The sequence below is a fragment of the Halorussus marinus genome, assembly GCF_004521895.1.
In the GTDB taxonomy this organism is placed as follows: domain Archaea; phylum Halobacteriota; class Halobacteria; order Halobacteriales; family Haladaptataceae; genus Halorussus; species Halorussus marinus.
The window spans coordinates 172243-193721 of sequence record NZ_SBIR01000009.1; the positions used below are offsets into that span (position 1 = coordinate 172243).

Sequence of the window (21479 nt, forward strand, 5' to 3'; positions counted from 1 at the left end):
AGCTACAATGACAGACTACAGTAGACGCCAGTTCCTGGGAGCGCTCGGTGCTGGCACAGTCGCGAGTGCGGGATTCACCCAACCAGTCGCCGCACAGGAGACGCCCGTCGTGAAGATGGGCAACAACTACTTCGACCCGATCGGGCTCCACGTCGAACCTGGCACGACCGTCCGCTTCGAGATAGCAGCCGGAGCTCACTCGGCGACGGCCTATCCGGACCGCGTTCCCGCCGACGCCACCGCCTTCGACAGCGGGACCATCTCGCAGGGGAGCTTCGAGCACACGTTCGAGGTGCCCGGAACGTACGACTACTACTGCATCCCTCACAAGACGGTCGGCATGGTCGGTCGCATCGTCGTTGGTAGCCCTGGCGGTCCAGCTGAAGACAGCCCGATCCCGGACGGCGAGGTCCCAGACAGCGAAACGATCGTCCAGAACGGCGCCGTTGCCGTCGGCTCGGACGTCGACGGCAGTGGGAGTACCGATGGCGGAATGATGGGTCCAGGGATGATGCACGGCCGGAACGGTGGATGGTTCGGTGGGCTGCCGTTCGTCGGCGGGGCACTCGGGATGCTGGGGCTGGTCGGCGGCTTCCTCTACTGGGCAATGGGTCGAGGCGATGCACCTCCAGAGAGTGACGATTCCGCTATGGAAACCCTCCAACGTCGTTACGCACGAGGCGAGATCGACGAAGAAGAGTTCCAGAAGCGTCGTGAACGGTTGGAGACTGGGAGTGAAGACCCATCTCGGTAAGGCGCGGTGTCGTCGCCATTTCTACACGCCTGAGGTCCCTCGCTCAGGAGTCCTTCGAAGACCTGTTCCTACGCCGCGGCACTTCTCCGCGGAACGTAAGCCGCACTCATCGGTGCCCAGAGAACGAGGGACACAGCAGCAACCAGAGTCCACCGAACCGTTTGCCCGATCAGACGGTCGTAGTGAAATCCGAGTCAAACTATCCAATTGAGCGAAGCTGGATATAGTGCTGTTTGGGTCTTCTCCCCTACAGTTACCGGAGTAAGTAGTCTACTGGCCTGATCTTACTTCTCCTGTGTAATTCGGTAGTAGACGCCGATTGTGAGGACAGCTACGAGGAGGAGGTATCCAGTAGCCCACACCAATGAGAGAGTCGTATCTACGTCCGTTGTGAGTCCGGTATCGACCATCACACGGACGGGCCAATAGCCGGGGAGTAGTTTCATCCACCATTCGGGCTCGGACTGGATGAACAGCGGATCCTGGAAGAGTCCGATATCGAGCATCGGGAGAATCAGCATTAGCCACATCCCGGCTAGGCGGTCGAAAACGGCCCCGACGAGCATCCCGATGAGACCATACGTGACCGAGACGACGAGCATCGCTGCGACGAACCACCAGAGATGCTCAGGCTGGAAATCGACGAGCATCACGCCGACTGAGACGCCGGTAACGATGAGAGTGATTGCTGCGAGGACCCCAAACCGGGCAGTGATTACCTGTCGTGCACGATAGCCGGCGACTGCCAGACGACCGTCTGTGTCTTTGGCTTCTCGCATCAGGAACAACCCGGCGAGTCCCGCGATGAGGGCGCTCGTAATCGGCGTCATAATCACGCCGTGGACCTCAGGCATCCCTCGCATGACCGTCACCGTCTCACCGTCGACGAGCGTCCGAACCGGCATCTCGACGTCCTGGGTGACTGCGAACGCCAACGTGATGAACGAGACCGGTAGGACGACCAGTAGAGCGACGAGGACGTAGTTTCGCGCCTGTTCTTTGATGCCGATTGTGAACGCCGTTGTCGTACGACTCATGCGGACCACCCACCACTGGTGCGCATCGTCACTCCGAACACTGCGGTGACGAGTACAAGCAGGACTAGCAGGTATCCGGCGACGAAGCCGAGATCACCCGTCGTATATGTGCCTTGGAACATCGCCTCCTGAAGGAGTTCCTTTGGATGATAGAGCGGGAAGTATTCCACGAACTCGGGAACGTCGGCGGCCAGCGGACTGTCGCCACTGAGGAACGCATCCATCATTGCAAGGAACACCACGACGAGCGAGCCTTCGAACAGTCGTGGAAGGAGCGCCCCGACGAGTGCGCCAAGAAACGCATAGACGAGGCCGGCAAGTACGAGGAATACGAACGTCAGGACAGGGGCTCCCGGTGAAATCGTCAGCCAGAGAACGCCGTAGTTTACGGCAGCCACGACAACGGTCACTCCTCCGAGCGCCGCTAATCGAGTCGCAAGCAGTGTTCGGGGTGGATAGCCTGTCTGAACGAGTCGCCGATCGGCTGCACGCGCACTAATCATCTGCGCGAGTCCCATCAGGCCGGCAATGATGGCGACCCCGAATATCGCTCCGAGAAGGCGACCTAGCTCGATCGGAATCGCCTCGACCGTCGGCATACTTGGTAACCCAGCCATTGCTTGTCCCCAGCCTTCGATAACGACAATCGGAAGGAGAAGTGCTAGGACAACATTCAGGGGGGTTCTGAGGAAGGTGGAGACGTTCGCCCGAATCCCCGTCCAAACCCTATTCATCGGTCTCTTCCCCCCGTTCACTGGCCGTTGCATCAGTCTCGCCTTCCTGGTCAGTCACGTCGTAGACCTGTCCGTCACGAACCTCATAGATGCGGTCGAGACGACTTTGCTCTTCGATCAGGTGTGAAATCATCGTGACAGCTGTTCCGTCGGCAGCGAGTTCCTCGGCGAGATCCCAGAACGTGAGATACGTTTCCCAGTCGAATCCAGTGTAGGGCTCGTCCAGCATGAGGACGTCCGGATCGTGCATCAGGGCGATACTGAGATTGATTTTCTGCCGGTTTCCACCACTGAGTTGGTCGATTCGGTAGTCAAGGTACTGCTCGAAATCGAGTTTCGACGCCAAGCGGTGTTTGGCCTCGTCGATTTCTTCGGCGGTCATTCCGTATCCGGAACCGAACAGTCGGAACGTCTCTCCGACCGTCAAGCGGTCGTAAAGCAGTGGTTCCTGTGGACACCAGCCAACGGTTCCCGTCCGTTCGACTGTTCCGGAATCCTGTTCGAGGACACCGACGAGGATGTTCATGAGCGTGGATTTGCCCGACCCGTTCGCGCCGACGATCCCGACGATTTCCCCCGTCCGAATTTCGAGATCGGCATCGGTGAGGACGGTCACTGACCGCGTAAATGGAAAACTCGATCCGTACGTTTTTTCAATCTCATTAGCACGGACGAGTACCTTGTTGCTTGTAGCTTCTCCTTTGGTGGTTGTGGACGCTTCCATAGGTGTATACACACGCTTCTAATTCACTGCGATTACTGTTTCAAATCAAAACTATTTGCAGCAAACTCGTAAGCAATCAGGAATTGAGTATACAGCTAATGCTAGACTCTAAGCATCAGATTTCTCTTGACTTTCTGTATACTGTTCCCTATACGTTGTTTCACAGTTCTCACTGCAAAACTGCTGGAGTGAACCACCGACACGGGTGGCTAGTCCGTCTTCACCGACAGTGGTTCCGCAATTTGCACATTTGAGTGCGGATTCAGTCCCCTCGGCATACGCTGATTGAGCAGCGTTCGACAGCAGTTGTACGTCGTATCGCCGCACGTCAGTCAGTGGTAGATATTGCTGCGCCCAGTTTCCGACTGTATTCCGCGGCGGCGTCGCAACAGCTACGATTTCGCCCTCCGCAGTTGTGAATACGTGTTCTACGGCTGGGGTCTCGAGGATCGATTCTCGAAGAGAATCCGTCTTTCCGAGCTCAGGCTGGAGGCGTACCATGACGTGTATCCGGTTTTCGTACTGTGTGAGGTCGAGATCAACGGTGAATCGACGAATGACATCTTCTTGCTCCAACTGACGGACGCGTGCTGAAACGGACGGGGGTGAAAGATTTACAGCCTCAGCAATAGTGCTGTAGGGTCGTCTCGCGTTCTCCGCTAAAAGACGGAGGATTTCGCGATCCGTGTCGTCAAGTTCTGGTTGGGTCATCGAAAGGCGGAATGGGGGTGGGTGTGGGGGAGCTACGACGCAGGTGTGGGGTGTGACGGTTAGACGTACTCCTCCGGTGTCGAGGTGAACGTCTCCTTGCAGCCCTCGGCACAGAAGTAGTACGTCTGACCGTCGTACTCAGCTGTGGCCGCCGGATCACTTTCATCGACGTCCATTCCACAGACTGGATCAGTTGCCATTCGGTTTCACCCCACATCAATGGTACGAGGGCCTGAATCAAGCAATTTGTTCTTAGCAATCCAAAGTCGGGATACATAGCGATTTGAGCCGTGCTGCACGGTTTGGCTTTTCTGACTCCACAATCAACGGTTAGTACCTCACAATCCCGAACTATCGTTCGAGTATACCAACGGATTCCTATCTGTGTCCTATATAAATACTGGAGTCTGAACCAATTCTAAACCTATGGGTCACGATCCACCACACGACAATCACGAGCAGTGAAGACCCTTCCTGTCTTGACGATACCTGATATGGATCCCTCTGATCCGGTAGGAGAGTTATCTACTAGTCAGTTCACAGATATTCTCGTGCCTACGGATGGATACGACGAGGCATCTGTGGCCTTCAAACATGGGCTACAAATTGCTAAACGGTATGATGCAACCCTACATGGACTTTTTATCATTTCCGAACAGTCCTATTCGAGTCGGCCTGGATTCACGTGGGAAGAGGTCACTGACTCTTGGGAACAGCGGGGAACTCGGCTCTTGGAGGACATTACGGAGAAGGCAGCGACCTTGGACGTTCCTGTCCGAACTACGTTGAGCTTTGGTCAACCTCAGCAGGAGATTCTCAAATACACTGAGGTGACTGACATCGACCTTGTTACAATGGGGACACGAGGATTGACTGGCATTCGTCGGCTATTACAGGGAAGCGTCGCAGCTCAAGTGATCGAGGAAGCAGATTACCCCGTTCTAACGATTAACCGAAGGACAGCTGAATTGAAAAAACACCCGTACACCTTTCTTCGAAAGACAAACCAGAATCGGAAGTCAAGGCTATATTGAAATATTATTTGTAATATACTAATTTCAGTCTTAAATTCGGAAATTCTAATTGCGTATTAATCCCCGTTTCTTCTACCAAACCAAAGAGTGTTAAGTTCGTTCTGCTGAATAAAGCGCGCGTACTGACCAGAAGGAAAACCAAGAAACGACAGGGCTACTCCTAAAAATCGTGTTTGTCTTCACGTTTAGGTGCATCAGATGGACGTTAGTGCGAGCAACGCGAAAAGTTAACTGGCAAATGGCTCCACGGACTGAGTTGTTGAACTAGTCGTCCATGCCGGATGGGGTTTGGCCCGTAGTCGATCCCGACGGTGCCGACCCTGCGGCAAACTTGTAAACGGCGACGAGTCCCCAAATCACCAAGCCGAGCAGGATGATGCCCGCCCTAATGTCGATGGGGACCACTGCAGCGTGTTCGATTGCTCCCTCGCTATCGACTGGGTGCCCGGCTCCCAGTAGCATGTCGAGCAGGCCGATCACGACGACGCCCAAGACAACCAGGCCACCGCCGACGTACATGGCGATTTGGTCTGCCGTTGATAAGTCACTCATTGGTAGTCACCCGAGGAGTTTCCGTAATCGCGTGTTCTCGAACAGTTCCATCTCACGCAGGCGGTTATCGACTGCCAGGACGCCGCCCGCTCCAAGTGCCACAATGGTTCCGAAGACCATGATCCCAAGGAGTTCACCCGTGACCATACCGTTGGCCCAGCCGCCACCGTAGCCGTTGATGAAGTAGAAGAACAGCATCATGAAGGCACCAAAGAAGGCGGCGGTCCTCGTGAGGACACCGAGTATCAGCCCGAGACCGATGGCGGTTTGCCCAAGCGGTACCGCCACGTTGACGAACGCCAACAGGATGCCGTCGCTGAACGGCGTGACGAAGGGGGCGAGAATCGTGCCCTGAGCGGCTCCGCCGACGAACCAGCTGGCGTCGAAGGGCCACGCCCAGATTTTGTCAAGGCCAGCGTGGAGCATCCACCACCCGGCGGTCAGCCGGAGCAGCAGGATCCAATACGACAACCAGGCTCCCGAGACCGAGAACGACGTCTCGGTTCCGAGAAAATTCGTACGGATGGATTGAGTTGACATGGCATACTTCACCTCACGGCTGATTTTGTCAGATGTAGTAAAAAAGATTGATGGTGTTCGTGATTTCTAAGAGTCGGGGCTCATTTCAGGAACGCGGATATCCGAGGTGAGTTGGATGATTCTCAAGAAGGAATTCGGTCACCCTCTACGGACTGATTGTGTGCTGGGGCGTGTAAGCGGGAACACTGATGAAGCCGAGCCCACCGAATTCTGGATCTCGGAAAATTCGCTTGAGGGACTCCATTTGCTGATTTAATCCTCTGTACTTACCGATCCTCCCAGTAGCTAACAGATTCTGAGAATTTAACTCGAGCGGATGTCAATTAATCAACTCCCATTGGTTAGTCATTCCTCCATAGACACGGTTTAAAACTCGTCGTCTCGAGAAAATACGGGCAAACAAAACAGGGTGGCGGAGGAGACGCAGTAGAACTGTACTCGGAGACCGGTCAACGTCTTCAATATCGATCCCGGCAGCGGCACGAATTGCTGCTCCCAGAACCTTGGGATTACGAGTTTCAAGAAAGTATCTCACAACTGTGGCGAAAATGTACTCCGTTTTCATCCTCTGATATAAACTGTCAGGAAAATTGTGTAATTGGCCGCTGTTAGCCAACTCTGCGGCCAAGAATCCCGATTCAACGGCCTGTGAAATTCCTTTTCCAGTGAGTCGGTTTGCGATCCCCGCAGCATCACCAACCCGTACGACGGAATGCTCCGGTAGATAGGTTCTGTCGGGATCGAGACTGGGTCCCTCGGGAATGATTGCGACGTTCGTCCGTTCCTGCGACGGGACTGGCCACCCATTCCGCTTACAGGCTTCCCTCAATGCCTTCATATAATCACTAGGCCGGTCACTGACCGTCCAGCCGATACCAACGTTGGCTCGTTGCGATGTCTTCGGGAATGCCCACGAGTACCCTGTATAGTTCTCCAGAATTATCCGGCTGTTCGGGTACAACTCGGTGAAGTCCCCTTCGACATCACTGTTAAGCGCTACCATATATCCTGAATACTCGTTGGTTGTTCCGAGCGCTTTACTAGAGAGTGATGGCTGACCGGTTGCATCAACGACGAGATCATACTCATCGGTGAACTCGTGGAAATCTGTCCGTGTGATAGACTGGTTTTCGTGGATGTCAACACCCTTCTCTGAGAGTTGTTCTGCCCAGGACTGCTCAACGACATTTCGGTCCGTTATATATGTATCCGCAGCAGGAAAGGTGCCGGCTCCAGTGCGGTGGCGATCGGCGTCGATTCCGTCATACACCTCCACTTCCATCGCTGGCAGCGGATTGAGAAAGCCGTTCTCTACAGTCGGCTCGAGTGGGATCTTCGATACCGCTGTCATCGCTTCTCCGCAATTAACGCGTTTGCTATCGTAGGACTGCCGCTCATATAGTTCGACGACGAATCCAGCGTCGTCGAATCCAGCAGCTGCTGCAAGCCCGGCCATCCCTCCACCTATTACCGCAATTTTGGACGTTCGTGTCATCGGTTTTTGCCAATCTTTGAGGCCATCGTTAAGCTCCCAACAGCATCCGAAGTGACCCACGAACGCCCATCGGGAGTCCGATCGCTCCGATGAAGAACGTCATAAGCCACCACCACGTGTGATTCATCTCCTCTTTCGCATCGGCGAGATACCACACGATGCCGACAGTCACGACGAGTTTCAGCACGAACGTCGATCCGGAGAATCCAGTCGCCTGGTACACGAGATTCGTCACGACCAGCTTTGGGGAGTAGCCGAGGAACGTCACACCGATGAGATTCTGCGCAGCGTCCCACAACTGGCCGAAAACGGCCAGCAGAATTAGCGGGTGTCGAAGGTGTGTGATATTGACGAAACTCGCGCCCCAGTAGTAGAGTGCGGTTACGCCGAGCGCTATCCCCGTCGTCGCGACAGGAACCCATAGGCGGAGTGGGGTCGATGTCGAGAGGCCGTGCCAAACAGCCCACCAGACGGCCCCGACAGCCCACACCGACCCGACGAGCCCGACTGTTAGCGGGATAGATCCGATATTTTGGTCACGCAAGAGTGCACCGACACCGAGCGCGAGGATGGTGACAGCGGTGACGACGATGTAAATCGATGGCGTGATGAACCACACCGCGTAGTCCCCGAGCAGCCCGAGATCCTCGAGGGCGCGCATCGCCCCACCTGCGATGATGATCGGAGCGAACCCGTAGGCCAGTCGTGCGTCGAACGTGACGTCGAGTTGGTCGAGATACGCACGTAGTCCGGGGAGGCTGTATACGACTGCCGCGAGGTAGATTACCGTGTTCACCGCGTTGTAGCCCTGGACAGCACGAACCCCCTCGTGCGTGACTGGCTGACCGGCCGCATCGGCGACGACTGGTCCCCAGAGATACTGCCAGATGAACCGGTCGTAGACCAACGTCGGAAACACGAGGATGCCCCCACCGAGGAGGACGAGCGGGGCCAGCAGGTACAGCGCCCACCACTCGCGTGAGCCGGTCTCCGGAAGGACAGTCTCGACGCGGCGGGTGACAGTACTCACGACCCGTTCACCTCCAATCGCCACGTCGTGCTTTTCGAGCGCCCCCACTGTTCGAGTGAAACGATTGTGAGTTCGTCCTGGAGCTGGCTGAGATACTGCGCGACTGCCTTGGGAGATCCGTCGAGGTCGCTGGCAATCTCGCGAGCCCGGAGGTATGTCGGTTCGCTACTGGCTGTCTCGACGAGGTACCTTCGAACCGTGTGCCGGGAAATATTCGACATTGATCTAGAGGTGACGGTTAGCGAAGAAATCCGAAGAGCTTGTAGTCGTGATCGGGGGTGTACCGCCGGAACAGGAGACTGTTCGTCAGCACCGACACCGACGAGAACGCCATTGCTGCTGCAGCGAGCACGGGCTGGAGGAGGCCGAGCGACGCTAACGGAATCATCGCCGTGTTGTAACCGAGCGCCCACACGAGGTTCTGTTTGATCTTCTGGAGTGTCGCGTCTGAGATTCGGATCGCCTTTACCACGTCGAGCGGGTCGTCTCGCATCAGCGTGACGTCTGCAGCTTCGATGGCGACGTCGGTGCCGGAGCCGATTGCTGTCCCGACGTGTGCGACCGCGAGTGCCGGAGCGTCGTTGACGCCGTCACCGACCATCATCGCCTGCCGGCCCTCGTCTTGAATACTGTCGACCGCGTTGGACTTGTCCTCAGGAAGGACTCCTGCGCGGACGTTCTTCGGGTCGATACCCACCTGTTTAGCGACCGCACGGGCAGTTCGCTCGTTGTCGCCCGTAATCATCATCACGTCAACTCCCCGCTCTTGGAGTGCTGTGACAGCCTGCTTGGAGCTTTCCTTCACTGTGTCGGCGTCGGCGACCACACCCACGAGCTCCCCCTCGTAGGCGACCAGCATCGCCGTCTTCCCCTCGTTCTCGAGGCGTTCCATCGTCTCCTCAGCGGGAGAGGGGTCGATCCCGTTGTCCCGCAGCAGCTTGCGGTTGCCGACCAGCACCTCGCTGTCACCAATGACTGCTTTGATCCCGTGGCCCGGAACGTTCTCGAAGTCGTCAGGCTCAGTCACGTCCAGGCCGCGTTCTTCGGCCCCTTCGACGATTGCACGGGCGAGCGGGTGTTCGCTGCCGCTTTCAGCTATCGCCGCCAGTCGAAGCACATCATCCTCTGAGAGGCGCTCACGGGTGCTGAGCTGTCCACCATCTGGGGTCGGCTCGCCACCGTCAGTCACCACATTTCCATCGCTATCAAAGACGACCACGTCGGTGAGTTCCATTTCACCCTCCGTGAGGGTGCCCGTCTTGTCGAAGACGACCGTGTCGACGTCTTTTGCGCGTTCGAGGATGTCACCGCCCTTGAACAGGACGCCGTTCTGGGCACCAATCGTCGTCCCGACCATCGTCGCTGCGGGCGTCGCCAGCCCCAGCGCACAGGGACAGGCGATGAGGATCGAGGACGCGAAGACAATTATCGCGAACTCGAAGACTGAAACGGTCCCACCGACCGGGGCCGGGCCGCCAGCAACCTGACCCCACAGCGGGAGCCAGTCGACGAAGCCAGCGAGAGCCTCGGGGAACAGGAACCAGACGACACCCCAGAGAAGGGCGTTCGCGATGACCGCAGGCACGAAGTACGCGGAGATGCGGTCGGCGAGATTCTGGATGTCGGGCTGGCGCGACTGGGCCTCCTTGACTGTCTGGACGATCTGTTGGAGGGCCGTGTCTTCTCCAACCTTCGTCGCCTCCACGACAAGGACGCCGTTCTCGTTAATCGTCGAGCCGACGACCTCATCGCCCTCCTCTTTCTCGACAGGCACAGATTCGCCAGTGACCATTGACTCGTCGACGGCAGACTGACCGTCGACAACGACACCGTCTGTGGGAATCTTCTCACCTGGACGAATTTTCATCCGGTCACCAGTTGTGACCTCTTCGAGTGGAACTTCTTCTTCACTGCCGTCCTCGCGGACAATGGTCGCCGTTTCGGCTTCCATTTCGAGGAGCTTTCGGAGGGCCTCACCCGCTTGGCCCTTCGACCGAGCTTCGAGATAGTTACCCAACGTGATGAACACGAGGATGAGGGCTGCCGTGTCGAAATAAAGTCCACCTGCAATGAGTTCAGCAAGGACTGCCACAGAGTATAGATAGGCCGTTGTTGAACCGATCGCAATCAGCACGTCCATATTGGCGCGGCCGTTCTTCACGATCGCCTTGTACGAGTTCTTATAGAACGGCCAGCCGAGGATCGCCTGTACCGGCGTGGCGAGGAGGAACTCAACCCAGCCAAGTTCCACACCGAAGACGGCTTCAGGGACGATCGCGCCACCGAGCAGATAATTGTCGATGAGGAAGAAGAGCAACGGTGCCGATAACACTGCCCCAAAGAGGGTCAACCTGAGTTGTTTCCGAGTTTCGGCTTGACGGGCGGCATCTCGTGCGTCCTGGCCCGACTCTTCGTCGGCACCATCTTCGCGGACGGGCGAGTAGCCAGCCTCCTCGATAGCATCGTACAGCGCACCAATAGATACTTCCGCAGGATTGTAGGTGACCTGTGCTTCGTCGGTTGCGTAATTGACCTCCGCATTAACGACGCCCGGAATATTTTCAAGAGCGGTTTGGTTGGTCTCGGCGCAGTTGGCACAGGTCATATCGGAGATGGCAATCGTTACCGTCTCAGAGACTGCGCCGTACCCGGCCTCGTCGATCGCGTCGTAGATTTCTTTGAGCGATACCTCTTCAGGGTCGTAGGTGACGGAACCCTCGTCGGTGGCGAAGTTCGCATCCGCCTCCGATACCCCGTCGAGCGATTCGAGAGTGTCCTGGATCGTCGCCGAACAGTTGGCGCAGGACATTCCCGTGATATCAAGATGGATTGTTTGGCTTGTCATGCTTGTTCTACTATACGGGGTCTAGGTTTAGGCGATTTACTGCTTCGAGAGGCGGGGTTTCGACTGCAGGAAAATTTGGATTCCAAAGACAGCGTTACGCTCCCTCTTCGAGTCGCTGATACCGATCGTCGAACCGTGTGAGACAGGACGGACAACAGAAGTGATAGATCTCTCCGTCGATTCTCGTCGTTTCACCTTGATTATCAACGGTATTGTTACATTCAGCACAGGTGAGTGCAAATTCGACGCCATCAACGGACGGCGTCCATTCAAGCTCGTCAATTAGTGTGACGGTGTAATCTGCTACATCGATCTCGTTAAAGAGTCCATCTACCCACTGACGTACGTTCTGGGCTTCAACACGGGCATAGAACCAAAGATCTCCTTCGGAGGTCGTGAAGACGTGTTCAACGCCATCTGACTCTCGAGCCCGCTCGCGGGCGGCCTCCAACGACGCTGAGCCGATTTCGGCCTGAATAAATACCGGTACACCAGCTCGGAGATGAGCCCGGTTGACGTCAATCGTGAAGTTGTTAATGATGCCAGCTTCCTGTAATCGCTTTACCCGGTCAGAAACGGCTGGCCCCGACAAGTCGACCTCCTCGCCAATATCGCTGAACGGGCGGCGGGCGTCATCAGCGAGTAACGAGAGGATTTCTAAGTCGGTTTCATCCAAATCGCGCATACGACCGCTTCGTCTCGCAGGATACATTATTGTTGCCCACAACACACCTTCGAAATCGGTGATCTAGGGCTGCGACAACATTGGATTCTAAGCAGAAAACCACATAGAATACTCGCCCCTATCTACGAATGGATATGACTCAGACAATCACCGTCGAAGGAATGACCTGTGAACATTGCGAGCAGACCGTCGAAGAGGCACTCGAAGAAGTTGAGGGGGTTACGTCCGCTACTGCGGATCGTGACTCAGAATCCGCGACGGTCGAGGGGTCCGCTGAACGGGATGAGCTTGTGACTGTGGTCGAAGACGCTGGATACGATGCCTCTGCGTAACAAATCCCGATTCTCGTCGAATCGGATTCGGAGAGGGATTGATACGACTGCCAATCCCAGGTGTAGATACTATGACTGATACACTTCCGTTCGATGCCGTCCGCGAGCTCGACGTCGACGGGACGACGTACAAGATGGCCGATCTTCGAGCACTCGAAGAGCAGGGGCTCTGTGACCTCGACACGCTCCCTGTGAGCATCCGTATTCTGCTTGAGTCGGTGCTCCGGAACGCCGACGGCGAAACTGTTACTGCAGCGGATGTCAAGAATGCTGCTGGCTGGAAGCCAGACGTACCGGACGCAGAGGTTCCGTTCTCTCCATCACGAGTCGTCCTGCAAGATCTCACCGGTGTACCCGCAGTCGTCGACCTGGCGGCCCTTCGATCCGAGGTCGACCGCAAAGACCGAGATCCCACCCTGGTCGAACCGGAGATTCCTATTGATCTCGTGATCGACCACAGCGTCCAGGTCGACTACTTCGACTCCGAGGACGCCTACGAGAAGAACGTCGAACTGGAGTACGAGCGAAACGCCGAACGGTATCGCGCGATCAAGTGGGCGCAGAACGCCTTCGAGAACTTCAACGTCGTCCCGCCGGGGACCGGTATCGTCCACCAGGTGAATCTCGAACATCTGGGTCGGGTCGTCCACGCCCGCGAGCAAGACGGCGAGAACTGGCTCCTGCCGGACACGCTCGTCGGCACGGACAGCCACACCCCGATGATCGGTGGCATCGGTGTGGTCGGTTGGGGCGTCGGCGGCATCGAAGCGGAAGCGGCGATGCTCGGTCAACCGGTCACGATGAAACTCCCCGAGGTCGTCGGCGTCCGTCTCGAAGGCGAATTACCCGAGGGCGCGACGGCTACGGATCTCGTGCTCCACATCACCGAACGACTCCGCGAGGTCGGCGTCGTCGACCGGTTCGTGGAGTTCTTCGGTCCCGGTGTGGAGAATCTCACAGTCCCCGACCGGGCCACGATCGCCAATATGGCGCCCGAACAGGGCTCGACGATCAGTATGTTCCCGGTCGACGAGCAGACGCTCGAGTATCTCGAACTCACCGGGCGTGATCCCGACCACGTCGACCTCGTTCGCGAGTACCTCGAAGCCCAAGGGCTATTCGGGGAACAGGAACCAGAATATACTGAGGTCGTCGAGTTCGACCTCTCGACAGTCGAACCGAGTCTGGCCGGACACAAGCGGCCACAGGACCGGATTCCGATGGGGGACGTGAAACAGAGCTTCCGGGGACTTCTCCACGGGGAGTTCGAGGACGACCTCGATGATGTCGACGAGGACGCCTTGCAGCGGTGGCTCGGTGAGGGTGGTGCAGCTGATGCGGAGACCGACGGTGGCGTTCAGGTCGAACCCGAATCGGAACTGCACCCGTTAACCAAACGTGTCGAGGTCGACCTCGACGGTGAGACGGTCGAAATCGGACACGGAGACGTCCTCGTCAGCGCCATCACGAGCTGTACGAACACGTCGAACCCGTCGGTGATGATCGCTGCTGGACTGCTCGCCCAGAACGCCGTCGAGAAAGGCCTAGACGTCCCGCCGTACGTCAAGACGAGTCTCGCACCGGGTAGCCGTGTCGTCACGCAGTATCTCGAAGAATCGGGGCTGCTTCCGTATCTCGAAGAGCTCGGGTACGCCGTCGTCGGCTACGGCTGTACCACCTGTATCGGTAACGCTGGGCCGCTTCCCGATCCCATCGAGCAGGCAATCGACGACCACGACCTCTGGACGACGAGCGTTCTCTCCGGGAACCGGAACTTCGAGGCGCGTATCCACCCGAAGATCCGCGCGAACTACCTCGCGAGCCCGCCGCTCGTCGTCGCCTACGGGCTCGCAGGGCGGATGGACATCGATCTCGAACACGAGCCGCTGGGCACTGACGATGAGGGTAACCCAGTCTATCTGGCGGACATCTGGCCGGACGCAGCGGACGTGCAGGCCGCAATCCACGAGAACGTCTCTCCGGAGATGTTCGAGGAGAAGTACGCCTCCGTGTTCGAGGGCGATGAGCGATGGGCTGCTCTCGACGCGCCCACGGGTGACGTCTACGAGTGGGATGAGGACTCGACATACATCCGTGAACCGCCGTTCTTCAAGGACTTCCCGGTAGAGAAACCCGGCGTCGCCGATATCGAGGACGCACGCTGTCTACTGACGCTCGGCGATACCGTTACGACCGACCACATCAGTCCAGCCGGCCCGTTCGGTCCCGACCTCCCCGCAGGTCAGTGGCTGCTCGATCACGGTGTCGAGCCACACGAGTTCAACACCTACGGCGCACGTCGGGGCAATCACGAGGTGATGATGCGGGGGACGTTCGCCAACGTCCGAATCGAGAACGAGATGCTCGACGACGTCGAGGGTGGCTACACGATCCACCACCCGACCGACGAACAAACCACGGTGTTCGAAGCCAGTCGCCGCTATCGGGACGAGGGGATACCGCTCGTCGTGATGGCTGGCGAGGAGTTCGGAACTGGGTCTAGCCGGGACTGGGCGGCGAAAGGAACGGACCTGCTCGGTGTCCGCGCAACCATCGCCGAGAGTTACGAGCGCATCTACCGCGACAACCTCGTCGGCATGGGTGTGCTTCCCCTGCAGTTCGATGATGGCGACTCGTGGGAATCTCTCGGTCTGGATGGGTCGGAGGTCTTCACGATCCACGGCCTCGATGACGGGCTCGACGTGATGGACGAACTGACCGTTATCGCCGAGCGTGCGGACGGGTCGACTGTCGAGTTCCCGGTCACAGCACAGGTCGGCACGCCGGCCGCCGTAACCTATATCGAACACGGCGGAATCCTCCACTACGTCCTCAGACGCCTCCTCAGACAGTAACACCAACGCGGTCAGAAACGATCGTCGTCGGACACCAGGCGGGCGCGACGGCGATCAAACTCCTCGTCGTCGATTTCGCCACGAGCGTACCGTTCTTGGAGAACAGCGAGTGCGCTGTCATCAGTATGGCCGTCCGTAGGGGACCGCGTTGTCAGCCAGTAAACGGCGTAGACTGGGAGGGCGATCAGAAGTGCCATCCACAGGAGCCCGAACAGTATCATCCCCCAGCCCCAGCCACCCCAGCCGGCCATGTGGCCGCTGTTCCACATGCCGTCGTGCCAGCTCCACATCATTGATTCTGGGACGGTCGCGTGCGTTAGCGCCATTCCGGCGACGACGGCCAGAGTCAGTGCCCCAACGACGATGAATCCCAGAGAACGAATCCCGCGTGCTTGAATTGGATTTTGCATTGTTGTACTCCCAACGGTCTCGGCGTGGTTAGCCGAGGATGTATTCGAGGGCGGGGTAGCGCTCGACGAGCGTCTCGCCGCCGACGTCGTAGTTCTCGATGTACTGGTCGAGGCCCAGGATGCGGCCCGCGGCGAACGCGGCGACCGCGAGGAACACGAGCATGTACGCGAAGTCCCCGTTGATGAACCCGTGACCCATGTCCCAGTTGCCGAAGTAGAACATGAGCATCATCAGCGCGCCGAAGAACGCCGCGAGGCGGACGAACGCGCCGACGAGGAGGCCGAGGCCGATGAACAGCTCGCCGTACGGCACGGCGACGTTCGCGAACTCGACAAACCACGGCGTCGAACCCATCCACGCGAACAGGCCCGCCAGCGGGTTGCCGTTCGTCGCCGCAACGTTCGAGAGGTAGCCGCCGGCCGCGAACTCGCCGGTGATCTTCGTGAAGCCGGAGTACGCGAACGCGTAGCCCATCATGAGACGGAGCGCCAGCACGAACCACGCGCTGAGGCTGTGGACTTTCCCGCCGACGGTCAGGCCGCCGACTCTGCTCTCAAGCTGGTTCATGCCGGAGTCGAGTGTGGACATAATTATTGCACCTTCAACTATCAGTAGGCGGGTAGAGACGATATAATAGCGAGCCGGCGTTCTGAGTCAGAAAACCGGCGGGCTATATTACCCTCCTGTAGCGAGTACGGACGTGTGACTGAGGAGGCCGACCCGTCGGACATCTTCGCCACACTCGACGACGAGTACGCCCGCAACATCCTCGTGGCGACGAAGACCGACCGACTCTCCGCGAAGGAGCTCAGCGAGGAATGCGATATGTCACGCCCGACCGTCTCGCGGCGTGTCACCCGCCTCGTCGAGCAGGGCCTCCTCGAGGAGTACACGCACGTCGACCCCGGCGGACGGCACTACAGCGAGTACGAGGCGCGACTCGAGCGTGTCGAAGTACTCCTCCAAGCAGAGGGCTTCGACGTGCAGATCGATGTTCGGCCGGACCCCGCCGACCGGATTACGTCCATCTTCGAGGAAATGCGGGGAGACTGACTCATGGAACACACGTTATTCGTCATCGGCAAGCTGTTCACGACCGCCCTGGCGCTGGTGATCGCCTACCAGGCCTATCGCGGATACCAACGGCATCACACGCAGTTACTCCTGTACGTCGCCGCCGGCTTCGCATTGGTCGGGCTTGGCGGCCTCCTTGAAGGCGTCCTCTTCGAACTCCTCCAGGTGTCGATCTTCGAAGCAGGATTCGTCGCAGCACTCGTCACCGCAGCCGGGATGCTGTCTATCCTCTACGCCCTGTATGCCCCGAATCCATAAGGATTCAGGACGCCCATTCGACAAGCGGCCTCTGCGCGTCGTGCCCGGTTCGAAGCCGCTACTGTTCGGACTCCCCTCGTTCTCGATAGTGTAGCGTCGCAGTGGGAGTTATATCCATATCGGTCGTACCATATCGTATGATTCGAACACTCGTCGGTGTCCTCGGCGCTATCTCAGCGCTGTTCCCGGACGAAATCGTCGAGCTCTTCGAGAAACTCGCGATTTCGAATCCAGACGAGGGAACAGTGAGAGGGTGGATACGTCCAGCAGTCCGGTCGGAGGGTGTTCTGATAGCTGCGCTTTCACTCTTTAACGGGCGAGCATACGCGTTGCTGATGAATCTTACCGGCGTGTTCGGCGCGATAGTCCTCTTATTTCCCGACCTGTATCAGAGATTTGCCACCGCGTTCCTGTACGAGCGTCCAGAGTCGATAGAATGGAACGAGCGATTCCGCTTGGGCATTCGGGCTATCGGCGCACTCTATGTCTTTTTAGCGGCGAAGACGTACAGGGAGCGTCACAACGATACTTGAGCCTTCTCGCTATTGACACCTGGCGCATCCGATGTCTAGTTCGTTACGGCCGCAGGTATCGCTTTGAATCTAAAGTTTGAGCCCCACGATATCAGTATGATCGAAGGGGAAATCCGCTAAAGAGAGGAGGCCGTGTGTATCCCTGTATGACGACGACGATCATCGTGGAAGGCATGACGTGCGGTCACTGTGAGCAGACGGTCGAAGAGGCCCTCGAAGAGGTATCCGGCGTGACTGACGTGACCGTCGACAGGGAGAGCGAACAGGCGAGCGTCGATGGCGAGGTAGAGGTCACGACCCTCGTGGAGGCCGTCGAAGACGCCGGATACACCGCTCACGCCTGAAAGTAGTTCTCCCCCTCGCCAGGAACCCCAGTTTACTCCCCCATCAAGGAGATGATTGACGCCGTCCAGCCCTAAATTGCGGATTTACTTGCGACGTTAACGGACAAGATAGTCCGGATATTCGAAGCCAAGTACTGAGATATTTCACAGGCAAACTGCAAATCCGTAATGCTTTAGGGTTGTTTTCGGTGGTCTCGTCGCTCCCAAAAACGAGCGAGAGGACCATGGGAAATCGAGCCTTCGATATACTGTCTTCCCAGCTCTGTAATCCGGTATTTTCCGCGCTCAACCTTTATGACAAACCCGCGGTTTTCAAGTTCACTAAGCCGGCGGTTTACTTCCTCACGACTGTAATCAATATTGTACGCTATAATTGTAGGAGTTAGAATCAGCTCCTTTGAGTGGAAGAGGCCGAGAATAGCATCGTCAATCGGCATCATCCATTCATCCTGCTGTCGAACCTGAATCGGTTCTTGGAGAAAAACATCTGCCCACGCGTCTCGGCGCAGGTCGTTTTCAAGTGGATTATAGAGACCAAAAATGACCAAGAGGGCTGCAACTCCGTGTACCCAATGAACCAGTGACGGGAATAATAGCTCAGTGATTGGCCCACCAATCAGGAATAGTATCAGTCCAGCGACAGTGAGTAAGAGGAACCGATGGTAATCTACGACAGTGGGCTTGAAGAACAGAAAATAGAAGACCCCGAAACCTGTTATAAGGCCAACTGCGAGGTTATAATAGGTGAACAGAGAGTTTTCGAGCACCGCTAATCACCCTTCTACCGCGCTATTCTTGATTTGCTGATGGGTTGCGATAACTAACCAAAGAAAGATAGCCACGATAGTATAGAGGGCGCTTCGAATAGTGGCAAATAGTACGGTATCTGGTTCAAGGATGAACAGGATAACGTGATACACGATCGTCGCGGTCATCGTTACTGAGAGAAGCGCAATGACCGTACCAAAAGGGGATTCACGGAGAATGCGCCAGAAAAAGAGCGCTAAGAGCCCGGCTCCTGTTCCACTCATGATCGCAAAAATCGCGCTGAGTGTGTGAATCGTAGAATCGACCATAGTCGGGCTACGGTCCCAACAACCTTTAGTCCAGTTGCAAAATCCGTAGGCTGCCGATCACTTTTCCCTTGGAACGTCAAAGAGACGTCTCTAACACGGTATTAATAGGAAAATCGGATCTGCAGGACCTGCTTCTCTAGATATCACTCCCGACGATGCAGGGGAAATACGATATTACTCTCCGTCTCACCTATTGTGTAAATCAGGGTTACGCAGCAATAGGCCGTCTCACTAGTTCTCGTTAGGGCTCGGGGTGCTGATAACAAAGTGTGGTCGCGTTAGATGAGATAGTGAAATGGCTCTGACCCAGATCGACCACGTAGGCGAGAACGAACAAATGGCTGAATGTATCGATAACTGTCTCGCAGCGGCCCAAGCATGCGAGTGGTGCGCTGATGAGTGTCTCGGTGACGAGGAGATGGAAGAGTGTGCCCGTCTCTGTCGAGACGTCGCTGATCTCACTACGCTGCACGCGCGCTTCATGGCACGGGACTCGAACTACAGTCCGCAGCTCGCCCAGGCCTGTGCCGGGGCCTGTGAAGAATGTGCTGAGGAATGTGAGCGTCACGATGCAGAACACTGTCAGGTCTGTGCTGAGGTACTCCGCGACTGTGCGGAGACCTGCCGCGAGATGGCTTCATAAACGTAGAGTTCCATAACTGTCCATATTTGTTGGACCCGTTTTCATGGATACACCAACGAAGTCTATTACAGTCTTCACCGGGGCCCTCGGGATCTGGCTCATGGCTTTCCCGTTCATAGTGGGCTCACCGTCTCCTGCCAAGTGGAACGACGTAGTTGTAGGTGGAATGATCGCCACATTAGCAGGGTATAATTACTCACGTGAGCGAATACAGGGTGGACCCAGCAAGGGAATTTCTGGGATACTCGTGCTGCTTGGCGGGTGGCTTCTGTTTGCCCCGTTTGTCACCGGAGTCACTGGAGGTCTTCTTTGGAATGACGTGGCTGTCGGCGTTCTAGTGACCGCGTTTGCAGGATACAACGTGTACGTAGCCCCGTCTGAAGAACAGACGGTTACTCATACGCCAACCAATGATACCTGAATTCCCAGCTACAACTGACCGTGTAGATGCCTTTCAGACAATGAGCGCCCACACGGGCAACGTTCGAAAACAGCGCGGGGTGAGCTAGTAAATGGATATCTGGAAATTGGTAGCGATGGGTGTCGCTGCCATTGTCGCGATTCTCGTCGCTACACAACCGGTCTTCGTCGTCGGGCTGACGTTGTTCGACTACGGGCAGGCACCGAGTGAATCGTACACCACGATGCAGACTAAGGACGTGAGCAGATTCCCTGTCAATGATCCACAGCGCCAGAGTGAACTCACTGCCCGGGCTGCACGGCCACCTGACTCAGGTCTCAATTATTCAACTGTGGTTCGTGTTCCCGAGAACGACTGGCAGACGGCTATGGCGGCATCTCGACTACGGGCGAGCGAAGACGCTCTTCTCCTCTTCGGGAACGCCACTCCCCCCAGTAGCGCAAATGGAACGAACACGTCCAGCGTCTCTACTGTTGACATCTCTGGTGGAAACCCCGCTGAGACAGCCGCTTCTATCGCCACCCGTGGGAACGGATCTGACGACATCAGTCAGAACAACGTCATCATTGTGAACTCTGACGAGCCACAGTGGGCACTGCCCGCTGCCGCCTGGAGCGCCTACTCTGGTGACCCAATTCTATACGCGAACGAAGACGGAGTCCCAGATGCCACCCAAGAGGCAATTGAGGAACTGAACGCCTCACACGCCTATGTCCTCGCACCGCCCGGCCTCGTGAGTGACGAAGCGCTCTCTGACCTCAACGTCGAGTGGACACGAGTTTCAGGGGACACCCCACAGGACCACGCCATCGAGGTGGCAGAGTTCCGTGATGAGTCGCGAGACTTTGGCTGGGGAATCCATGAACGTGATAAAGTCGGTTACTACAACTTTATGCTCGTCAATCCCAGTGAGCCCGAGCACGCAGTCTCGTCGACAAATCTTCAGTGGGGGAAAGCTGGCCCAATCCTACTCGTCAACGATGACGGGAGCCTGCCAGCGGTAACTGAAAACTACGCGTGGCAGTCACAGCCGGCCTGGTTCTCGACCCCCGCAGAAGGGCCGTTTAACCACCTCTTCGCAATGGGGTCGACGGATCAGGTTTCCTGGGTGTCCCAGGGCCGGCTCGATTACGCGGTTGAGATCACGCAGTACCGCCATCAGGGGGCCGGCCTCAGTCCGCTAGAATCGCTCGCTGCGATCTGGGCCGGGTTCAGTATCCTCGGGGCGTCGTTTGTGTTCGCCCATGCACGTCACCGGCTACCTGAGATGAACGACTGGACGACGATGGTCTGGCCGCTGCTAACCCTTGTCCTTGGCCCATTTGGGCTGGCCCTCTACTGGCTCTCCTACAGGGGAAGACAGATCGTTACAACTGATCAGGGACCACGCG

General features: G+C 57.1%; 27 protein-coding genes. 11 read left to right on the forward strand and 16 right to left on the reverse strand.

What is annotated here, in order from left to right; genetic code table 11:
- The first annotated feature begins 7 nt into the window (after positions 1 to 7).
- Positions 8 to 754, forward strand: coding sequence for a plastocyanin/azurin family copper-binding protein (locus EPL04_RS13130; RefSeq protein ID WP_004594613.1), 747 nt, complete (start codon positions 8 to 10; stop codon positions 752 to 754).
- A gap of 284 nt (positions 755 to 1038) precedes the next feature.
- On the opposite strand, the gene EPL04_RS13135 is transcribed toward EPL04_RS13130, so the two are convergent.
- The 5 genes from EPL04_RS13135 to EPL04_RS13155 form a co-directional block, all read right to left on the reverse strand.
- On the reverse strand, positions 1039 to 1791 hold the full coding sequence (locus EPL04_RS13135) for an ABC transporter permease (protein ID WP_004594612.1): 753 nt from the start codon (positions 1789 to 1791) through the stop codon (positions 1039 to 1041).
- Positions 1788 to 2390, reverse strand: a complete 603-nt coding sequence (locus EPL04_RS13140; RefSeq protein ID WP_004594611.1) for an ABC transporter permease — start codon at positions 2388 to 2390, stop codon at positions 1788 to 1790. The genes EPL04_RS13135 and EPL04_RS13140 overlap by 4 nt, the downstream gene beginning before the upstream one ends.
- 127 nt (positions 2391 to 2517) lie before the next feature.
- On the reverse strand, positions 2518 to 3141 hold the full coding sequence (locus tag EPL04_RS13145) for an ABC transporter ATP-binding protein (protein ID WP_004594610.1): 624 nt from the start codon (positions 3139 to 3141) through the stop codon (positions 2518 to 2520).
- Positions 3142 to 3357: 216 nt separating this feature from the next.
- Positions 3358 to 3960 carry an AsnC family transcriptional regulator gene (locus EPL04_RS13150; RefSeq protein WP_004594609.1) on the reverse strand — a complete coding sequence of 201 codons (603 nt, stop codon included), beginning with the start codon at positions 3958 to 3960 and terminating at the stop codon, positions 3358 to 3360.
- Between the two features lie 59 nt (positions 3961 to 4019).
- Positions 4020 to 4160: a YHS domain-containing protein gene (locus EPL04_RS13155; protein WP_011222411.1), complete on the reverse strand. Its 141-nt coding sequence runs from the start codon at positions 4158 to 4160 to the stop codon at positions 4020 to 4022.
- Between the two features lie 294 nt (positions 4161 to 4454).
- On the opposite strand from EPL04_RS13155, the gene EPL04_RS13160 reads away from it, so the two are divergent.
- Positions 4455 to 4994: a universal stress protein gene (locus EPL04_RS13160; RefSeq protein ID WP_227262465.1), complete on the forward strand. Its 540-nt coding sequence runs from the start codon at positions 4455 to 4457 to the stop codon at positions 4992 to 4994.
- Between the two features lie 264 nt (positions 4995 to 5258).
- On the opposite strand, the gene EPL04_RS13165 is transcribed toward EPL04_RS13160, so the two are convergent.
- From EPL04_RS13165 to EPL04_RS13195, 7 genes are all read right to left on the reverse strand, one after another.
- Positions 5259 to 5546 (reverse strand): hypothetical protein, encoded by a 288-nt coding sequence (locus EPL04_RS13165; RefSeq protein ID WP_004594603.1) that lies wholly within the window; start codon positions 5544 to 5546, stop codon positions 5259 to 5261.
- Between the two features lie 6 nt (positions 5547 to 5552).
- The gene (locus EPL04_RS13170; protein WP_004594602.1) at positions 5553 to 6086 is read right to left on the reverse strand and encodes a DoxX family protein; all 534 of its coding nucleotides are present in this window, start codon (positions 6084 to 6086) and stop codon (positions 5553 to 5555) included.
- Positions 6087 to 6405: 319 nt separating this feature from the next.
- Positions 6406 to 7581: an NAD(P)/FAD-dependent oxidoreductase gene (locus EPL04_RS13175; RefSeq protein WP_011222414.1), complete on the reverse strand. Its 1176-nt coding sequence runs from the start codon at positions 7579 to 7581 to the stop codon at positions 6406 to 6408.
- A 28-nt stretch (positions 7582 to 7609) separates the two neighbouring features.
- Positions 7610 to 8611: a DUF63 family protein gene (locus tag EPL04_RS13180; RefSeq protein WP_004594600.1), complete on the reverse strand. Its 1002-nt coding sequence runs from the start codon at positions 8609 to 8611 to the stop codon at positions 7610 to 7612.
- Positions 8608 to 8832 (reverse strand): DUF7123 family protein, encoded by a 225-nt coding sequence (locus EPL04_RS19530; RefSeq protein WP_004594599.1) that lies wholly within the window; start codon positions 8830 to 8832, stop codon positions 8608 to 8610. Before EPL04_RS19530 ends, EPL04_RS13180 begins: the two co-directional genes overlap by 4 nt.
- A 17-nt stretch (positions 8833 to 8849) precedes the next feature.
- Positions 8850 to 11456: a heavy metal translocating P-type ATPase gene (locus tag EPL04_RS13190; protein ID WP_004594598.1), complete on the reverse strand. Its 2607-nt coding sequence runs from the start codon at positions 11454 to 11456 to the stop codon at positions 8850 to 8852.
- A 94-nt stretch (positions 11457 to 11550) separates the two neighbouring features.
- A complete protein-coding gene (locus tag EPL04_RS13195; protein ID WP_049938493.1) occupies positions 11551 to 12141 on the reverse strand; it encodes an AsnC family transcriptional regulator in 591 nt (196 codons plus the stop codon).
- Between the two features lie 134 nt (positions 12142 to 12275).
- Here EPL04_RS13195 and EPL04_RS13200 point away from each other — a divergent pair, with 134 nt between their 5' ends.
- Positions 12276 to 12473 carry a heavy-metal-associated domain-containing protein gene (locus EPL04_RS13200; protein WP_049938510.1) on the forward strand — a complete coding sequence of 66 codons (198 nt, stop codon included), beginning with the start codon at positions 12276 to 12278 and terminating at the stop codon, positions 12471 to 12473.
- A 71-nt stretch (positions 12474 to 12544) separates the two neighbouring features.
- Positions 12545 to 15328 (forward strand): aconitate hydratase AcnA, encoded by a 2784-nt coding sequence (gene acnA / locus EPL04_RS13205; RefSeq protein ID WP_011222418.1) that lies wholly within the window; start codon positions 12545 to 12547, stop codon positions 15326 to 15328.
- A gap of 11 nt (positions 15329 to 15339) precedes the next feature.
- Here the strand turns inward: acnA and EPL04_RS13210 are convergent, their stop codons facing one another.
- Together EPL04_RS13210 and EPL04_RS13215 are read right to left on the reverse strand one after the other, a co-directional pair.
- Positions 15340 to 15738 carry an SHOCT domain-containing protein gene (locus EPL04_RS13210; RefSeq protein ID WP_134671633.1) on the reverse strand — a complete coding sequence of 133 codons (399 nt, stop codon included), beginning with the start codon at positions 15736 to 15738 and terminating at the stop codon, positions 15340 to 15342.
- 28 nt (positions 15739 to 15766) lie between these two features.
- Positions 15767 to 16327, reverse strand: coding sequence for a DoxX family protein (locus tag EPL04_RS13215; RefSeq protein ID WP_011222420.1), 561 nt, complete (start codon positions 16325 to 16327; stop codon positions 15767 to 15769).
- A gap of 114 nt (positions 16328 to 16441) precedes the next feature.
- On the opposite strand from EPL04_RS13215, the gene EPL04_RS13220 reads away from it, so the two are divergent.
- The 4 genes from EPL04_RS13220 to EPL04_RS13235 all read left to right on the forward strand — a co-directional run bounded on the left by EPL04_RS13220 (position 16442) and on the right by EPL04_RS13235 (position 17948).
- Complete coding sequence (locus tag EPL04_RS13220) at positions 16442 to 16792, forward strand: ArsR/SmtB family transcription factor (protein ID WP_049938495.1); 351 nt, start codon at positions 16442 to 16444, stop codon at positions 16790 to 16792.
- 3 nt (positions 16793 to 16795) lie between these two features.
- Positions 16796 to 17071 (forward strand): DUF7521 family protein, encoded by a 276-nt coding sequence (locus tag EPL04_RS13225; RefSeq protein WP_004515576.1) that lies wholly within the window; start codon positions 16796 to 16798, stop codon positions 17069 to 17071.
- 137 nt (positions 17072 to 17208) lie between these two features.
- Positions 17209 to 17604: a hypothetical protein gene (locus tag EPL04_RS13230; RefSeq protein WP_004594583.1), complete on the forward strand. Its 396-nt coding sequence runs from the start codon at positions 17209 to 17211 to the stop codon at positions 17602 to 17604.
- Between the two features lie 146 nt (positions 17605 to 17750).
- Positions 17751 to 17948 (forward strand): heavy-metal-associated domain-containing protein, encoded by a 198-nt coding sequence (locus EPL04_RS13235; protein WP_134671634.1) that lies wholly within the window; start codon positions 17751 to 17753, stop codon positions 17946 to 17948.
- Positions 17949 to 18121: 173 nt separating this feature from the next.
- Here the strand turns inward: EPL04_RS13235 and EPL04_RS19205 are convergent, their stop codons facing one another.
- Positions 18122 to 18715 carry an ArsR family transcriptional regulator gene (locus EPL04_RS19205; protein WP_167599472.1) on the reverse strand — a complete coding sequence of 198 codons (594 nt, stop codon included), beginning with the start codon at positions 18713 to 18715 and terminating at the stop codon, positions 18122 to 18124.
- 6 nt (positions 18716 to 18721) lie between these two features.
- Positions 18722 to 19024 (reverse strand): hypothetical protein, encoded by a 303-nt coding sequence (locus EPL04_RS13245; RefSeq protein WP_134671635.1) that lies wholly within the window; start codon positions 19022 to 19024, stop codon positions 18722 to 18724.
- A gap of 295 nt (positions 19025 to 19319) precedes the next feature.
- Here EPL04_RS13245 and EPL04_RS19210 point away from each other — a divergent pair, with 295 nt between their 5' ends.
- The 3 genes from EPL04_RS19210 to EPL04_RS13260 all read left to right on the forward strand — a co-directional run.
- The gene (locus tag EPL04_RS19210; protein ID WP_134671636.1) at positions 19320 to 19667 is read left to right on the forward strand and encodes a four-helix bundle copper-binding protein; all 348 of its coding nucleotides are present in this window, start codon (positions 19320 to 19322) and stop codon (positions 19665 to 19667) included.
- A gap of 43 nt (positions 19668 to 19710) precedes the next feature.
- Positions 19711 to 20088, forward strand: coding sequence for an SPW repeat domain-containing protein (locus tag EPL04_RS13255; RefSeq protein WP_134671637.1), 378 nt, complete (start codon positions 19711 to 19713; stop codon positions 20086 to 20088).
- Positions 20089 to 20179: 91 nt separating this feature from the next.
- A partial coding sequence (locus EPL04_RS13260) for a cell wall-binding repeat-containing protein (protein WP_209019623.1) occupies positions 20180 to 21479 on the forward strand: 1300 nt, incomplete at its 3' end.

Bases quoted from the DNA above. Each gene is read 5' to 3' on its own strand.
- EPL04_RS13230 (WP_004594583.1), top strand. From the start codon at position 17,209: ATGATTCGAACACTCGTCGGTGTCCTCGGCGCTATCTCAGCGCTGTTC.
- EPL04_RS13165 (WP_004594603.1), bottom strand. From the start codon at position 5,546: ATGAGTGACTTATCAACGGCAGACCAAATCGCCATGTACGTCGGCGGT.
- EPL04_RS13255 (WP_134671637.1), top strand. From the start codon at position 19,711: ATGGATACACCAACGAAGTCTATTACAGTCTTCACCGGGGCCCTCGGG.
- EPL04_RS13225 (WP_004515576.1), top strand. From the start codon at position 16,796: ATGGAACACACGTTATTCGTCATCGGCAAGCTGTTCACGACCGCCCTG.
- EPL04_RS13215 (WP_011222420.1), bottom strand. From the start codon at position 16,327: ATGTCCACACTCGACTCCGGCATGAACCAGCTTGAGAGCAGAGTCGGC.
- EPL04_RS13140 (WP_004594611.1), bottom strand. From the start codon at position 2,390: ATGCCGACGGTCGAGGCGATTCCGATCGAGCTAGGTCGCCTTCTCGGA.
- acnA (WP_011222418.1), top strand. From the start codon at position 12,545: ATGACTGATACACTTCCGTTCGATGCCGTCCGCGAGCTCGACGTCGAC.
- EPL04_RS13210 (WP_134671633.1), bottom strand. From the start codon at position 15,738: ATGCAAAATCCAATTCAAGCACGCGGGATTCGTTCTCTGGGATTCATC.
- EPL04_RS13160 (WP_227262465.1), top strand. From the start codon at position 4,455: ATGGATCCCTCTGATCCGGTAGGAGAGTTATCTACTAGTCAGTTCACA.
- EPL04_RS13155 (WP_011222411.1), bottom strand. From the start codon at position 4,160: ATGGCAACTGATCCAGTCTGTGGAATGGACGTCGATGAAAGTGATCCG.
- EPL04_RS13190 (WP_004594598.1), bottom strand. From the start codon at position 11,456: ATGACAAGCCAAACAATCCATCTTGATATCACGGGAATGTCCTGCGCC.
- EPL04_RS13170 (WP_004594602.1), bottom strand. From the start codon at position 6,086: ATGTCAACTCAATCCATCCGTACGAATTTTCTCGGAACCGAGACGTCG.
- EPL04_RS13195 (WP_049938493.1), bottom strand. From the start codon at position 12,141: ATGCGCGATTTGGATGAAACCGACTTAGAAATCCTCTCGTTACTCGCT.
- EPL04_RS13245 (WP_134671635.1), bottom strand. From the start codon at position 19,024: ATGGTCGATTCTACGATTCACACACTCAGCGCGATTTTTGCGATCATG.
- EPL04_RS13150 (WP_004594609.1), bottom strand. From the start codon at position 3,960: ATGACCCAACCAGAACTTGACGACACGGATCGCGAAATCCTCCGTCTT.
- EPL04_RS13175 (WP_011222414.1), bottom strand. From the start codon at position 7,581: ATGACACGAACGTCCAAAATTGCGGTAATAGGTGGAGGGATGGCCGGG.
- EPL04_RS13200 (WP_049938510.1), top strand. From the start codon at position 12,276: ATGACTCAGACAATCACCGTCGAAGGAATGACCTGTGAACATTGCGAG.
- EPL04_RS19210 (WP_134671636.1), top strand. From the start codon at position 19,320: ATGGCTCTGACCCAGATCGACCACGTAGGCGAGAACGAACAAATGGCT.
- EPL04_RS13130 (WP_004594613.1), top strand. From the start codon at position 8: ATGACAGACTACAGTAGACGCCAGTTCCTGGGAGCGCTCGGTGCTGGC.
- EPL04_RS13235 (WP_134671634.1), top strand. From the start codon at position 17,751: ATGACGACGACGATCATCGTGGAAGGCATGACGTGCGGTCACTGTGAG.
- EPL04_RS13135 (WP_004594612.1), bottom strand. From the start codon at position 1,791: ATGAGTCGTACGACAACGGCGTTCACAATCGGCATCAAAGAACAGGCG.
- EPL04_RS19530 (WP_004594599.1), bottom strand. From the start codon at position 8,832: ATGTCGAATATTTCCCGGCACACGGTTCGAAGGTACCTCGTCGAGACA.